This window comes from Sorangium sp. So ce131, assembly GCF_051519095.1.
GTDB lineage: Bacteria > Myxococcota_A > Polyangia > Polyangiales > Polyangiaceae > Sorangium.
In genome coordinates this window covers 5,683,594-5,696,235 of sequence record NZ_CP150455.1, presented here as the reverse complement: position 1 = coordinate 5,696,235, position 12,642 = coordinate 5,683,594, and the positions used below count along the sequence as shown (strand labels likewise).

Annotated in this window: 13 protein-coding genes; 2 read left to right on the top strand and 11 right to left on the bottom strand. The window is 71.3% G+C overall.

All coding sequences use genetic code 11. The features are described from left to right. Window positions 1-98: 98 nt before the first annotated feature. The 7 genes from WMF43_RS20600 to WMF43_RS20570 form a co-directional block, all read right to left on the bottom strand. Window positions 99-1,127, bottom strand: coding sequence for an ABC transporter ATP-binding protein (locus WMF43_RS20600; protein WP_437682569.1), 1,029 nt, complete (start codon window positions 1,125-1,127; stop codon window positions 99-101). An 11-nt stretch (window positions 1,128-1,138) separates the two neighbouring features. Further along, window positions 1,139-2,140 (bottom strand): ABC transporter ATP-binding protein, encoded by a 1,002-nt coding sequence (locus WMF43_RS20595; RefSeq protein WP_437682567.1) that lies wholly within the window; start codon window positions 2,138-2,140, stop codon window positions 1,139-1,141. A gap of 44 nt (window positions 2,141-2,184) precedes the next feature. After that, window positions 2,185-3,276 (bottom strand): ABC transporter permease, encoded by a 1,092-nt coding sequence (locus WMF43_RS20590; protein ID WP_437682566.1) that lies wholly within the window; start codon window positions 3,274-3,276, stop codon window positions 2,185-2,187. A gap of 1 nt (window position 3,277) precedes the next feature. Then, complete coding sequence (locus tag WMF43_RS20585; RefSeq protein WP_437682564.1) at window positions 3,278-4,198, bottom strand: ABC transporter permease; 921 nt, start codon at window positions 4,196-4,198, stop codon at window positions 3,278-3,280. 378 nt (window positions 4,199-4,576) lie between these two features. Continuing rightward, window positions 4,577-4,942 carry a glutaredoxin gene (locus tag WMF43_RS20580; RefSeq protein ID WP_437682560.1) on the bottom strand — a complete coding sequence of 122 codons (366 nt, stop codon included), beginning with the start codon at window positions 4,940-4,942 and terminating at the stop codon, window positions 4,577-4,579. 252 nt (window positions 4,943-5,194) lie between these two features. After that, window positions 5,195-6,076 carry an RNA repair domain-containing protein gene (locus WMF43_RS20575; RefSeq protein WP_437682558.1) on the bottom strand — a complete coding sequence of 294 codons (882 nt, stop codon included), beginning with the start codon at window positions 6,074-6,076 and terminating at the stop codon, window positions 5,195-5,197. Between the two features lie 92 nt (window positions 6,077-6,168). Beyond that, window positions 6,169-6,747, bottom strand: coding sequence for a Uma2 family endonuclease (locus WMF43_RS20570; protein WP_437682556.1), 579 nt, complete (start codon window positions 6,745-6,747; stop codon window positions 6,169-6,171). Window positions 6,748-6,852: 105 nt separating this feature from the next. Here WMF43_RS20570 and WMF43_RS20565 point away from each other — a divergent pair, with 105 nt between their 5' ends. Both WMF43_RS20565 and WMF43_RS20560 read left to right on the top strand, forming a co-directional pair. Then, window positions 6,853-7,806, top strand: coding sequence for a class I SAM-dependent methyltransferase (locus WMF43_RS20565; protein WP_437682554.1), 954 nt, complete (start codon window positions 6,853-6,855; stop codon window positions 7,804-7,806). A 64-nt stretch (window positions 7,807-7,870) separates the two neighbouring features. Then, complete coding sequence (locus tag WMF43_RS20560; RefSeq protein ID WP_437682552.1) at window positions 7,871-8,839, top strand: phosphotransferase; 969 nt, start codon at window positions 7,871-7,873, stop codon at window positions 8,837-8,839. A gap of 104 nt (window positions 8,840-8,943) precedes the next feature. On the opposite strand, the gene WMF43_RS20555 is transcribed toward WMF43_RS20560, so the two are convergent. The 4 genes from WMF43_RS20555 to WMF43_RS20540 form a co-directional block, all read right to left on the bottom strand. Then, window positions 8,944-9,201, bottom strand: a complete 258-nt coding sequence (locus WMF43_RS20555; RefSeq protein WP_437682551.1) for a hypothetical protein — start codon at window positions 9,199-9,201, stop codon at window positions 8,944-8,946. 107 nt (window positions 9,202-9,308) lie between these two features. Continuing rightward, the gene (locus WMF43_RS20550) at window positions 9,309-10,283 is read right to left on the bottom strand and encodes an aldo/keto reductase (protein ID WP_437682549.1); all 975 of its coding nucleotides are present in this window, start codon (window positions 10,281-10,283) and stop codon (window positions 9,309-9,311) included. Window positions 10,284-10,297: 14 nt separating this feature from the next. Then, window positions 10,298-11,041 (bottom strand): dienelactone hydrolase family protein, encoded by a 744-nt coding sequence (locus WMF43_RS20545; RefSeq protein ID WP_437682547.1) that lies wholly within the window; start codon window positions 11,039-11,041, stop codon window positions 10,298-10,300. 72 nt (window positions 11,042-11,113) lie between these two features. Continuing rightward, window positions 11,114-12,439: an LLM class flavin-dependent oxidoreductase gene (locus WMF43_RS20540; RefSeq protein ID WP_437682545.1), complete on the bottom strand. Its 1,326-nt coding sequence runs from the start codon at window positions 12,437-12,439 to the stop codon at window positions 11,114-11,116. Window positions 12,440-12,642: the final 203 nt, after the last annotated feature.

Genomic DNA, 12,642 nt, shown 5'->3' with positions numbered 1-12,642 from the left:
CGGATCTGCGGTCAGGAAAATCCTGTCATCGGACATTCCGCGTCAGCGCTGTAATGGCGGACTCAACCGATGTGGGGTGTTGCGCGTGCCGAGAACACCTACGGACGTGCAGGGGCTGTGGGAAGCTCGGTGAGGTGACAGGCCGCCCAGTGGCCAGGACTGCGCTGCACAAGCGGCGGCACCTCGGTGCTGCACCGCTCCATCACATAAGGACAGCGCGTGTGGAAATGGCACCCGGACGGCGGGTTCAGCGGACTCGGCACCTCGCCAACCAGCGGTAAACGTTGCCGTTTTCGCTCCACGTCCGGATCCGGGATCGGGATCGCCGAGAGCAGCGCCTGCGTGTAGGGATGCTGTGGCGAACGGAAGAGTACATCAGGGCGGGCACGCTCGACGATCCGCCCGAGGTACATTACTGCGATCTCGCTTGACAGGTGGCGCACCACCGCGAGGTCGTGCGCCACGAACACGTAGGTGAGCGAGAGCTCGCGCTGGAGCGAGGCGAGCAGGTTGACGATCTGCGCCTGGATGCTCACGTCGAGCGCGCTCACCGGCTCGTCGGCGATGACGAGCTTCGGCCGGAGGGCGATCGCGCGGGCGATGCCGATCCGCTGCCGCTGGCCGCCCGAGAACTCGTGCGGGTAACGGCGCATGTACGAGGGCGAGAGGCCGACCATCTCCATCAGGCCCGCGACCTCGCGGAGCGCCTCGTCCCGCGAGGACACGCGCTCGTGCGTCCAGAGGGGCTCGGCGATGAGGTCGAGGATCGTCATGCGCGGGTTGAGGCTCGCGTACGGGTCCTGGAAGATCATCTGCATCTCGCCGCGGGCCTTGCGCAGCGCGCGCGCGTCGAGGGTCAGGATCTCCCGGCCGTCGATCGTCACGCTCCCGGACGTGGGCGGGACCAGGCGGAGGATTCCCCGCCCCGTCGTCGACTTGCCGCAGCCGGACTCGCCGACGAGGCCCAGGGTGGCGCCGCGGGCGACCTCGAAGGAGACGCCGTCGACCGCGCGCACCGTGCCGACCTGCCGCTGGAGCAGGCCGCGCCGCACGGGGAAGTGGATCTTGAGGTCGCGCACCGCGAGCAGCGGGGCGTCGGGCGTGGAGGGGGCGGCGTTGCTGGTCATGAGGGGGCCCGTCAGGCGACGTCCTCGACATGGCACCGCACGACGTGCAGCGCCTTTTTGTTGCCGTCGCCCGAGACGACGCGGGGCGCGGGCAGCTCCTCCCGGCACACGGCGACGGCGTGCGCGCAGCGCGGGTGGAACGGGCAGCCCGGCGGCAGGCGCGCGAGCGAGGGCGGCATCCCGGGGATGGGGACGAGGTCCACGCCGCGCGCGTCGTCGAGCCGCGGGATCGAGCGCGACAGCCCGATCGTGTACGGGTGCTTCGGCGCGTGGAAGATCTCGCGCACGGGGCCCTCCTCGACGATGCGGCCGGCGTACATGACCGCGACGCGGTCGGCCATCTTGGCGACCACGCCGAGGTCGTGCGTGATGAGGATCACGGCCGCGCCGAGCGCCTCCTTGCGCTCGCGGATGAGGTCCAGGATCTGCGCCTGGATCGTCACGTCGAGCGCCGTCGTCGGCTCGTCCGCGATGAGCAGATCCGGGTCGCAGAGCAGCGCCATCGCGATCATCACGCGCTGCCGCATCCCGCCCGACAGCTGGTGCGGGTAGTCGTCGATCCGTGACGCCGCCGCGGGGATGCCCACCGCCTGCAGGATCTCGACGCTGCGCCGGCGGGCCTCCGCCCGGCCCATGCCGCGGTGGAGCTCCAGCACCTCGATGAGCTGCTCGCTCACCCGAAGGTAGGGGTTCAGCGACGTCATCGGGTCCTGGAAGATCATCGCGATCCGGTCGCCGCGGATGCGCTCCATCCGCGCCTCGCTCGCCTCCACGAGGTCCTCGGGGATGCCCCGCTCTGACTCGAGCAGGATCTGGCCGCCGACGATCCGGCCGGGCGGATCGGGGATGAGCCGGAGGATCGACAGGCTCGTCACGCTCTTGCCCGAGCCGGACTCGCCGACGATCCCGAGGACCTCGCCGCGATCGACGCCGAAGGAGATGCCGTCGACGGCGCGGACCACCCCTTCCTCGGTGAAGAAGTGCGTCTTCAGGTTCTTGACCTCGATCAGCATGGTTCGTTGGGGCGTGCGCGCCGGTCGACCCGGCGCGCCGCCCTTCAGTCCTTTCGGATGCGAGGATCGAGGGCGTCGCGGAGCCCGTCGCCGAGGAAGTTGAAGCAGATCAGCGTGAGCGCGAGCATGAGCGCGGGAAAAATGAGCTGCCAGGGGAAGAGGTCCATCGCGTCGGCGCCCGTCGACGCGAGCAGTCCCCAGCTCGAGAGCGGCTCCTGCGTGCCGAGGCCGAGGAAGCTCAGGAACGCCTCGGTCATCATGACCTCGGGGATGGTGAGCGTCGTGTACACGATGATCGGGCCGACCGCGTTCGGCACGAGGTGCCGGAAGATCAGCGCGGCGTGGCCGACGCCGATCGAGCGCGCCGACTCGATGAACGGCTGGCCGCGCAGCGCGATGACCTGGCCGCGGACGATGCGGGCCATCGTGAGCCAGGAGATGCCGCCGAGCGCCGCGAAGACGACGACGATCTGGAAGATGGGGAAATAACTCGGGTCGGCCGGGTTCTCGACGAAGACGCCGAGCACGGCCTTCCAGGCGCGGTAGAGGACGGTCTGGTCGTTCGCGAAGAAGACCATGAGCAAGATGACCAGGATGAGGAACGGGAACGTGTAGAGCACGTCCACGATCCGCATCATGATCGCGTCGATCTTGCCGCCGAAATAGCCGGCGATACCGCCCCAGCTCACGCCGATGACGAAGCTCACGAGCGTGGCGATGATGCCGACGGCGAACGAGATGCGCCCGCCGAAGAAGACGCGGGCCATGAGGTCGCGGCCGAAGTAGTCGGTGCCCATCCAGTGGTCGAGCGACGGCGGCTGGGCGCCGAGCTTGAGATCGGCCTTGTCGTACCGGTAGCTCGAGAGCTCGGGCACGAGGATGCAGCCGAGGATCATGGCGAGCAGCACCACGCCGCAGACGACGGCCGCCCGGTTCTTGCGGAGCCTGCGCCAGGCGTCGCGCCCGAGGCTCGACCCCTGCTCGAGCGCGTCGAGGCGCAGCGGGGCGGGGCGCGGGGCCGCGCCGCCGGGGACGGCGGGCAGGGCGCCGGCGTCCGCCGGCATGGGGCCGGGCTCGGCGGGGTCGGTGGCGTGCGGCGCGGGCGGCGCGGGCGGCGGCGACGCGGCGGGCGGCATGTCAGCGGAGCTCCACGCGCGGGTCGATGAACGCGTACGCGACGTCGACGATCGCGTTGAAGAGCATGAGCAGGAAGCCGTAGACGAGCATGACCCCCATCACGAGGTTGTAGTCGCGGTTCGTGGCCGCCTCGACGAAGTAGCGGCCCATGCCGGGGATGTTGAAGATCTTCTCGACGACGAGGGAGCCGACGAGCAGCCCGCTGAAGCCGGGGCCGAGGAAGCTCACGACCGGGAGCAGCCCGCCCCGGAGCGCGTGTTTCAGGATGACCTTGCGCTCGGAGAGCCCCTTGGCCCGCGCGGTGCGGATGAAGTCGGAGCGGATCACCTCGAGCATCCCGCCCCGCGTCAGCCGGGCGATGTAGGCCGCCACGGGTAGCCCGGCGCAGATGACGGGCAGCACCATGTGCCGCCACGTCTCCCACCGGGCCACGGGGAACCAGTAGAGCTTGAGCGAGAAGACGAGCATGAGCAGCGGCGCGAGCACGTAGCGCGGCACGCTGAGGCCGACCATCGCGACCGCCATGGCCGCCGTGTCCTTCCAGGTGTTCTGGCGGATCGCGCCGATGACGCCGAGCGGGATGCCCATCGCGAGGGCGAAGAGCATCGCGCAGACGCCGAGCTGCATCGAGACCGGGAGGCTGAGCGCGATGATCTCGTTGACCGTGCGGTTCGGGTACTTGAACGTCGGGCCGAGATCGCCCTTCGTGACGAGCGCAAAGAGCCAGTCGCCGTATTGCTTGAGCACCGGATCGTTCAGGTGGTACTTCGCGTCGAGCTGGCGCTGGACCTCGGCGGGGACGGCGCGCTCCTGGTCGAATGGGCCGCCCGGGACGATGCGCACCAGGATGAACACCAGGGTGGCGACGAGGAAGAGCGTCGGGATGATCGAGAACAGCCGCTTGATGGCGTAGGTGCTCACGGCGCGCCGCCTTTCGACCAGCACGTCGCCCGCGCTCGCCCGCCCGCGCCGCCGAGCGCCGCGCCGGGCCAGGGGGGAGCCGCCTCGCTCCGCGCGTCGTCCCGCCGTCCTTCATCGAGCCCGACATCGGGCCTGAGCGATGCCACGAGGTGCCTCCGTGCTGCCATGCCTCAGCGCCGCGACGGCCGCGAGGAGCGCGCCGCGCTTTCCCGCATATCACGGAAGCGCGGGCCGGCCTCAGCGATTTGCGAGGGCGCAGCGCGGGCCATCGCGGCGCTGCCGCCGAGGCGGGCTGGGCGCTCGCGCTCCGCGTGCTTCACGCGCTCCGCGTGCTTCACGCGCTTCACATCAACGCGCGCGCCTCCCCTGCCCTTCAGCTCAGGATGCGGCCTTGAGCTTGCCTTGCTCGCGCAGCCTGACCAGCTCGGCGTGGCCGCCCTCGAGGATCCCGTCGAGGAATACCATGGGGAACGTGGGGAAGCCGGCCCAGAGCTTGATGGCGAGCCGCTCTTTCCACTTGGCGAAATAGCTCCCGTACTCGAGGTAGGTGTACTTCACGCCCTCCTGGTCGAGCAGCGCCCGCGCCTTCTTCACGTGGGGATTCTGGGCCATTCCCACGACGACCACGCGGTCGCGGCTCACCGCCGCCGCGACCTCGTCGACGACGGCGCGGTGGAACTGGGCGACCTGCGATTTGACGGTTTCCGACACCTTCTCGGGGGGAAGGACGGGACGTTCGGCCATGATCGGTGCACCTCTGCGGCGGCAGCCTACCGGCGGGAGGTGATCCGGTCAACGAACGGGGGCGCGCGGCGCTACCGCGCTTCGCCGCTCGCCGCGAGCGCCCCCGAGTCCCCTACGATCTCGCCGCCGGCCATCGTGAGCTCGCTCGTCGTCCCCGCGCCGCGCGCGTCGCCCGGGGCTACACGAACCATCGATCCTGGCGCGGCCCTGGACGATTCCCCTGAACAGGGCGGTCGTGGGGAACCGGAGTGTTTAGCGCGCGGCGAGGGGCGGCTCGCCGAGCGGGATGACGTGGCGGATCGCGAACGCCTCGTCGCCGCGGCGGCTGAGGAGGTGGATCGCGCGGGCCTGGAAGGTGATCGGCAGGATGCGCCGCCATTCGGCCACGAGCGCCTCGCCGTCCTCGCCGCGGAGCTGCGCGATGGACAGGTGCGGGGTGAAGCCGTCGGCGGAGACCGTGCTCTGCTCCTTGCACTGCGGGAAGAGGGCTTCCAGCCTGGCCTGCAGGGCCTCAAGCGCGCCGGGCGGCTCGGAGCGCGGGTGGAGCCACACCGTGGCGCTGGCGCGGTGCTGGAAGCGCCGCACGTCGTCAAGGGTCACCTCGAAGGGCGCGACGTCGCGCAGCGCCGCGGCGATGGCGCCCCTGGCCTCGGCGAAGGCGGCCTCCGGCAAGAACCCGTAAAGCAGGTTGATGTGCGGCATCCATCGCTCCACGTGCCTGTCGTGCGCCTGGCGAATGGCCTCGATCGGCGCCCACACTTCCCGGGGCGGGATCAGCGCGAGGGCGCTGCGGTGGACGGGCCGGGCGTCGAGCCCGCATGGCGCCGACGGCGCGGGCGCGTTGCGCTTGCCTTCGAGCAGGTCCACGCGCAGGCGGCGGTCCCAGACGGTCGTCGTGCCCTGGCGGATGTACTGGATTCGATGCCAGGGGATGTCGCCCTCCGGGTCGAAGCTCGGGAGCCCGATCTCCTCGATCCCCGACTCCCGGGTCTCGTAGCCGATGACGAACGCGGCCGGGTCGAGCCGCGGGTCCCAGCGGATCTGGTCGTACACCTGCCGGCTGGTCCGGAGCTTCTGCCGCGCCTCGCCGTCGTCTCCTGAGGACTCTTCGAGTGATCCAGCTCTCTTGTTCATTTGACAACATCCGTTGAGCGTTCGCTGCGCAGTCCCACCGTGCTGGGGAGGACATGGCCTCCGGCGAATGAAGCTCAGGAGCTCGGTGCGCGTCAGTCGCCGGCGAGCTCGAACGCTCCTTCGTACACCGCATCGATCGACACGGCCGCGCCGTTCGCCAGCGTCAGCGTGTCGCCGGCCTCCAGCACGCGGTAGCGCCAGGAGCCGTCCGCCTCGCGGCGATAGTGCTCGATCCGCACGGACGCCTGCGCGACGAGCACGTAGTCGGTCAACGAGACGATGCGCTGGTACTCCGCCCACTTCTTGCCGCGGTCGTAGGGCTCGGTGCTCTGCGAGAGCACCTCAACGAGGACGCGCGGGTTCGTGAGGACGTCGCTCGCGCCAGGTTCCATCTCCAGGGGGCCGCACACCACGACCGCGTCCGCATACACGTAGCGCTGCCCTTGCTCGGCCGAGATCCGCTGATCGGACGTCAGGACGTGGCACCCCTTGCCGCGAACGGCCGCACGGAGCTCCGCGATCATGGCGCCCGACAGGAAGTTATGCCGAGGGCTGCCGCCGGCCATCGCGAACACCTCGCCGAGGTGGTACTCGTGCTTCTCGGGCTGGCTCCGCTCCCACGCGAGGTAGTCCGCGGCGCTCATGTTCTGCATCGTGGCCGCATCACCCATGGCGGCGAGCCTAGCGCGGCCCCGCATCTGGAACCAGCCTGCGCCGCTCCTCTGCGCCGCTCGATCGCTGAACGGGCCGCGCCGCACGCAGGCACAAGGAGGACCATGCTGGACAGGATCTGGGATCGTTACCGCGCCGCCGGGCTCGACGAAGCGGCGGCCGCCATCGCCGCGCCGTCGCCGGAGGACCTTTGCTACCTCGCGATGCTGGCGTTCTCCGACGAGCGCTACGCGGACGCCGCGGCCTTCGCCGCCCGCGCCGCGGATGCTTCGCCGGGAGATCTGCTGTGCTGCGCGGCCGCGGCGCACCTCGCGCGGGTCGCCCGGGAGGGGAAGCGCAACGTGTACGTGTCCGCGGAGGGGTTCGCCGCCTTCATCCGCGGGGGCGGCAACGTGCCGCTCTACCGGGAGACCAGCGCGGCGCTGGCCGCGCAGTACCCCGAGGCGCCGTTCGATCTGCTCGACATCGGCGCCGGCGACGGGATGGCGCTGCTGCCCGCGCTGACGCCGGCGGTGCGGCGGGTGACCGTGGTCGAGCCGGCGGCGCCGCTGCTCGAGCGATGCGCCGCGGCGCTCTCGGCGCGAGGGGTCGAGCTCGAGGCCTTCGGCGGGCGACTCCAGGAGCTTGCCGCGGAGCCCGGCATGGCGTCGCGGCGCTGGGCGGTGGCGCAGGCGACCTTCTGCCTGCACGCGATCGCCCCGGCCGAGAGGCCGGCGCTGCTCCGATGGGCGCGCGCGCATTGCGATCGGCTGCTCGTCGCCGAGTTCGACGCGCCCCGCATGGATGAGCCGCTGTCGCCGGACACCGCGCGGCACGTGCTCGAGCGCTATCACGAAGGGCTGGCCGAGTACGCCGGCGCCGATCTCGACACGGTGGCGCAAGGCTTCTTGGTGCCGGTGCTCTTCGGCTACGTGGACCGCAGCGCCGCCCGCACCACGTTCGAGCACCCCATCGACGACTGGGCGGCCCTGCTGCAGGACGCGGGCTTCGCGCGCGTCGACCGCCGGCTGCTCCACCGCTACTGGTGGGCGCCGGCGTGGATGCTGGCGGCGCGCTGAGGCGGCGCCTGGCCAGCCGAGCTCGGGTCTCCGCTCGCGGCGCGGGCGCTGATATACACGGTGCATGTCCGCGCCTGCCCCGGATCTTGCCGCGCTCCTCCCTCTCCTCCCCGAAGATCGCGTCGGCGCCGTCGAGCGCCTCGAGCCGATCACGCTCGGGCTCTCCGGCGCGAGCGTCTACGCGGTGACGACGTCGCGCGGCGCCTACGTCCTGCGCGTGCAGGGACGCCAGAACGACGAGGGCTACTTCGCGCAGCAGCTGCGCGTCCTCCGCCGCGCCGCCGACGCGGGCGTCGCGCCCGCCGTCGTGCACGTGGACGAGGCCGCGCGCGCCGTGGTCTCGGCGCGCGTGTTGGGCGCGCCCGTGGGCGCGGCGCTCGTGGATCCGGCGCTGCGCGGGCCGGTGCTCGCGTCCGTCGTGGACCGCCTGCGCGCGCTGCACGCGATCGACCCGTTGGACGTCGCCGAGCGCGACCCGCTCCCGTACGCGCGCGCGGCCTGGGAGGCGGGCCGCAGCCGGCCGGGGTTCCCTCCCTGGGCCGCGTCGCTCGCGCCGACGCTCGAGGCGATCGCCGCCACGCTCGCGGGCGATCCCCGCCTGGTCGTGAGCCATAACGATCTCAACCCGGTGAACATCCTGTGGGACGGCGCGCGCGCCTGGCTCGTGGACTGGGAGGTCACGGGCCTCGGGCACCCCTACTACGACCTCGCGGTGCTGGCGCTCTTCCTCCGCCTCGACGACGACGTAGCCCTCGATCTGGTCGCGCGCCATGACGGCGCGCCGCTCGACGAGCGCTCGCGGGCGAGCTTCCGGGCGCTGCGCCGGCTCGCCGGGCTAGTCTGCGGCCTGACGATCCTGAGCCTCGTCGACGATCTGAGCGTGCGCCCCGCGCCGACGTGGGCGGACGCCCCGTCGCTCGCGTCCTGTTACGAGGCGATGCGCGCGGGCCACCTCGACCCGCAGAGCCCGCGCGGGCGCGCCACGATGGGTCTCGCGCTGCTCGCCCAGGGCGTCGCCGGGAAGGAAGGGTGAAGAGGAACAGCCCCGAGCCGAGAGCGGAGATGCCTTGGCGAGATGGCCGGGCGCGCGTCGCGTGACCATGCTCCGGCCGGCCCCTCGGCCAGCGAGGCGCCGCCTCAGAGACCGCGCTCGACACACACGCCGAGCGCCTCGCCCAGGCGCTGGCACGCCCTCACGAACCCGCAGTCACGGTCGTCGCGACAACGTCCCGTCTCGACGCGGCACACCCCGACGACCCGATCGCCTGCGCGCTCGTAGGTGCAGGTGAAGCCGTCGCCGCACGGCGCCTCGCCGCACGCGTCGCCTTCGCGCGAGCCTGGGCCCGCCGGGGCGACCGCAGCGCCCGACGCCGCGCAGCCGGTGCCGAGCACCACCAGGCAACCCGCCAGCCAGCAGCGAGCCCGATCCCAGCGGCCTCGGCCACGCCCGTCCGCCCTGCGGCAGACGCCGCGCCGAGCAGGTCGCTGCCCGGCGCGGATCCTCAGGGCGCGCTCCCCGCGGAAGCCTGCGCCGCGCCGAGCGGACGAGCGCCCGCCGCGGGCACGGGCTCCGGCACCGACCCCGCCTGGGTCAAACGCCGCTTCGCCTCGGCGACCACGTCGGCCGGGAGCGGACCCTTCCTCGCGAACTGCAGGTTGTCGCGCAGGTGATCGAGGTTGCGGGTCCCGACGATCGTCGTGCTCAGGCCCGGGTGCGAGAGCGTGAACCGCAGCGTGAACTCGATCCGGCTCAGGCCGTCGAGCAGCTCGTCGAGCCTGGCGCGCTCCCAGCGGTCCTGCATGGTGGTGCCCGGGAGCATGTAGTTCGTGCGCTGCCAGTCCGTGGGCGCGCCGCGCGCCACGCCGCCGCGGATGATCGTGCCCGCGCCCGCCTGGGCGGCCTTGCTGATCACGTCCTCGTGCTCGCGCTGCAGCGCGGAATACGGGATCTGGAAGGCGTCGAAGACGCCCATCTCGATCTGCTCCACCAGGTTGGGCAGGGTGCCCGAGACGCCGAGGAACCGGACCTTGCCCTCGCTCTTGAGCTTCAGCGCCTCCTCCAGCGCGCCGTCCTGCTCGAACTCTCGCCGGGTGAGGCTCCGGTGGAACTGCACCAGGTCGAGGTGGTCCGTCTTCAGCAGGCGCAGGCTGTTCTCCACGCCGTGCCGGATGTTCTGCGCCGTGTGCACGTGCTCGCCCTGGGCCCCGCCGACGACGCAGCCGCACTTCGAAGCCAGGAAGTACTCGCCCCGGCGGTGTGCGATGAAACGCCCGATCCGCTCCTCGCTGCGACCGTAATCGATCGACGTGTCGATGAAGTTGATCCCGGCGTCCAGCACGCCGTTCAGGATGCGCTCCGCCTCCTCGTCCGAGAGCTCCGGGCCGCGCGGGGCGCCCCGCAGCTCCATGGCGCCGAATCCCAGCGTGGTGACGCGGACGCCCGTGCGTCCGAGCAGGCGGGTGGGTAGATCCGTCATGGTCCTCCTCCTCTTCAGTTCTTCGGGGGCGCCGACTTGAGCGTCGCGTCGAACAGCGCGAGCAACGTCCGGTAGTGGCGCTCGGACGCATCCCGGTTGTACACCGCCGAATCCGAGGGGACCCAGCCATGCTTCGCGCCCTCGTACGTCTCGACCGTGTGCTGCACACCGGCCTGCTGGAAGGCCTCGATGAGGCGCTGCTTCTGCTGGTCAGGGAACGACGCGTCCTCGACGGCCCCCGCGACGTATACCCGCGCCCGGATGCGCGGCGCCAGGCGGTGCGGGCTGTCCTGATCGTCGGTGGCCAGGTTGCCGCCGTGGTAAGACGCCGCCGCGATCACACGATCGGGGAAATGGCCGGCGGCGGACAGCGATAACCCGCCTCCCATGCAGTACCCCGTGGTGCCAATCGCCAACGACCGGACGTCCGGCTCAGCCGCCAGGAAGGCGAGGAACGCTTCCGTGTCGGAGCGCACGTTGGCCTTGTTGGCCGTGGAGATGTACTTCTGCTGCCACTGCTTGCGAAGCTCCGGATCCCGGCTGAAGGCCTCGGCGTCCGGCGCCTCGTAAGGGCCGGCGCGGTAGAACAGATCCGGCAGCAGGACGAGATAGCCGCCCTGCGCGATGCGCTCCCCCAGCTCGAAGAGCGCGGGCCGGATGCCGCGGCCATCCTGGTACACCAGCACCGCGGGCCAGGGACCCTCGCCGGAGTCGGGGCGGAAGACGGAGGCCTCGGTTTGACCGTCTCGGGTCTTCAAGGTGACTGTTGCTCGTGACATCGGTTCCTCGTGCTCGACGTTGGGGGATGGACGGATGTGCGCCCGCAGCGCTCAGCGCGCCGCGGCGGGTGGGAAGAATCGGTTGGCGGGCCGCGCGAGCCCCAGGTTCTCGCGCAGCGTTCGCCCCTCGTACTCACGCCGGAACAGGCCTCGGCGCTGGAGCTCGGGGATGACGCGATCGACGAAGTCGTCGAGGCCGCCCGGCAGGTAGGGGAACATGATGTTGAAGCCGTCGCTGCCGCGCTGGACCAGCCACTCTTCCATCTGGTCCGCGATGCTCGCGGGCGTACCGACGAACGCGAGCCCCGCGAAGCCGCCGAGGCGCTGGGCGAGCTGCCGCACGGTCAACCCTTCCCGCCGCGCCAGCTCGATGGCGCGCTCGCGCCCGGTCTGCCCGGCGTTCGTGGGCGGGATCTCCGGGAGCGGCGCGTCCGGATCGAAGCGCGAGGCGTCGCAGCCGAGCGCGATCGAGAGCGACGCGATGCTGCTGTCGAAGTGCACCAGGCTGTCGAGCCGCGCGCGCTTCTCCTGCGCCTCCTCGACGGTGTCTCCCACCACGACCAGCGCGCCCGGCAAGATCTTGAGCGATTCGGGATCGCGCCCCAGGCGCTCCAGCCTGCCCTTGACGTCGGCGTAGAAGCGGCGCCCGCCCTCCAGCGTGGATTGCGCCGCGAACACCACCTCGGCGGTCTCGGCCGCGAGCTGCCGGCCTGCTTCCGAGGCGCCCGCCTGCACGATCACCGGCCAGCCCTGGACCGGGCGCGCGATGTTCAGGGGCCCGCGCACCGAGTAGTACTTGCCCCGGTGGTCCAGGACGTGGAGGCGCTCCGCGTCGAAGTAGATCCCGGCCTCGACGTCGCGCACGAACGCGTCGTCGGCGAAGCTGTCCCAGAGCCCCGTGACCACGTCATAGAACTCGCGCGCGCGCCGGTAGCGCTCGTCGTGCTCCACGTGCTCGGTGAGCCCGAAGTTCAGCGCCGCGTCCGGGTTCGCGGTGGTGACGATGTTCCAGCCGGCGCGCCCGCCGCTCAGGTGATCGAGCGACGCGAAGCGCCGGGCCACGTGGAACGGCTGATCGAACGTGGTCGACGCGGTCGCCACCAGGCCGATGTGCTCGGTGGCGCCGGCCAGCGCGGAGAGCAGCGTGAACGGCTCGAAGGACGTGACCGTGTGGCTGCGCACCAGCGCGCTGAGCGGCATGTTCAGCACGGCCAGGTGATCGGCCATGAAGAACGCGTCGAAGCGAGCCTGCTCCAGGCGCTGCGCGAAGCGCTTCAGGTGCGAGAAATTGAAGTTCGCGTCCGGGTAAGCCCCCGGATAACGCCAGGCGCCCGTGTGAATGCTGACGGGGCGCATGAACGCGCCCAGCTTCAGCATCCGCGCGGCCACACTGGACCTCCAGGCCGCGAGCGCGGCCGCTCCGAGCGTCTCGTTCTCATGCGGTGTGCCCTCATGCGGCGTGGCGACGGAGCGCTCCAGGAGGAGCTGCTGCGCGGCCGCATGCCGTGGAGGATTACTCTCTTCTCTTCGACCTGGCAAGACCACGTGTCCGGCGAGATGTCCTTTTCGGCGTGCGGCTC

Bases quoted from the DNA above. Each gene is read 5' to 3' on its own strand.
- WMF43_RS20580 (WP_437682560.1), bottom strand. From the start codon at position 4,942: ATGGCCGAACGTCCCGTCCTTCCCCCCGAGAAGGTGTCGGAAACCGTC.
- WMF43_RS20565 (WP_437682554.1), top strand. From the start codon at position 6,853: ATGCTGGACAGGATCTGGGATCGTTACCGCGCCGCCGGGCTCGACGAA.
- WMF43_RS20590 (WP_437682566.1), bottom strand. From the start codon at position 3,276: ATGCCGCCCGCCGCGTCGCCGCCGCCCGCGCCGCCCGCGCCGCACGCC.
- WMF43_RS20595 (WP_437682567.1), bottom strand. From the start codon at position 2,140: ATGCTGATCGAGGTCAAGAACCTGAAGACGCACTTCTTCACCGAGGAA.
- WMF43_RS20560 (WP_437682552.1), top strand. From the start codon at position 7,871: ATGTCCGCGCCTGCCCCGGATCTTGCCGCGCTCCTCCCTCTCCTCCCC.
- WMF43_RS20570 (WP_437682556.1), bottom strand. From the start codon at position 6,747: ATGGGTGATGCGGCCACGATGCAGAACATGAGCGCCGCGGACTACCTC.
- WMF43_RS20540 (WP_437682545.1), bottom strand. From the start codon at position 12,439: ATGCTGAAGCTGGGCGCGTTCATGCGCCCCGTCAGCATTCACACGGGC.
- WMF43_RS20600 (WP_437682569.1), bottom strand. From the start codon at position 1,127: ATGACCAGCAACGCCGCCCCCTCCACGCCCGACGCCCCGCTGCTCGCG.
- WMF43_RS20575 (WP_437682558.1), bottom strand. From the start codon at position 6,076: ATGAACAAGAGAGCTGGATCACTCGAAGAGTCCTCAGGAGACGACGGC.
- WMF43_RS20550 (WP_437682549.1), bottom strand. From the start codon at position 10,283: ATGACGGATCTACCCACCCGCCTGCTCGGACGCACGGGCGTCCGCGTC.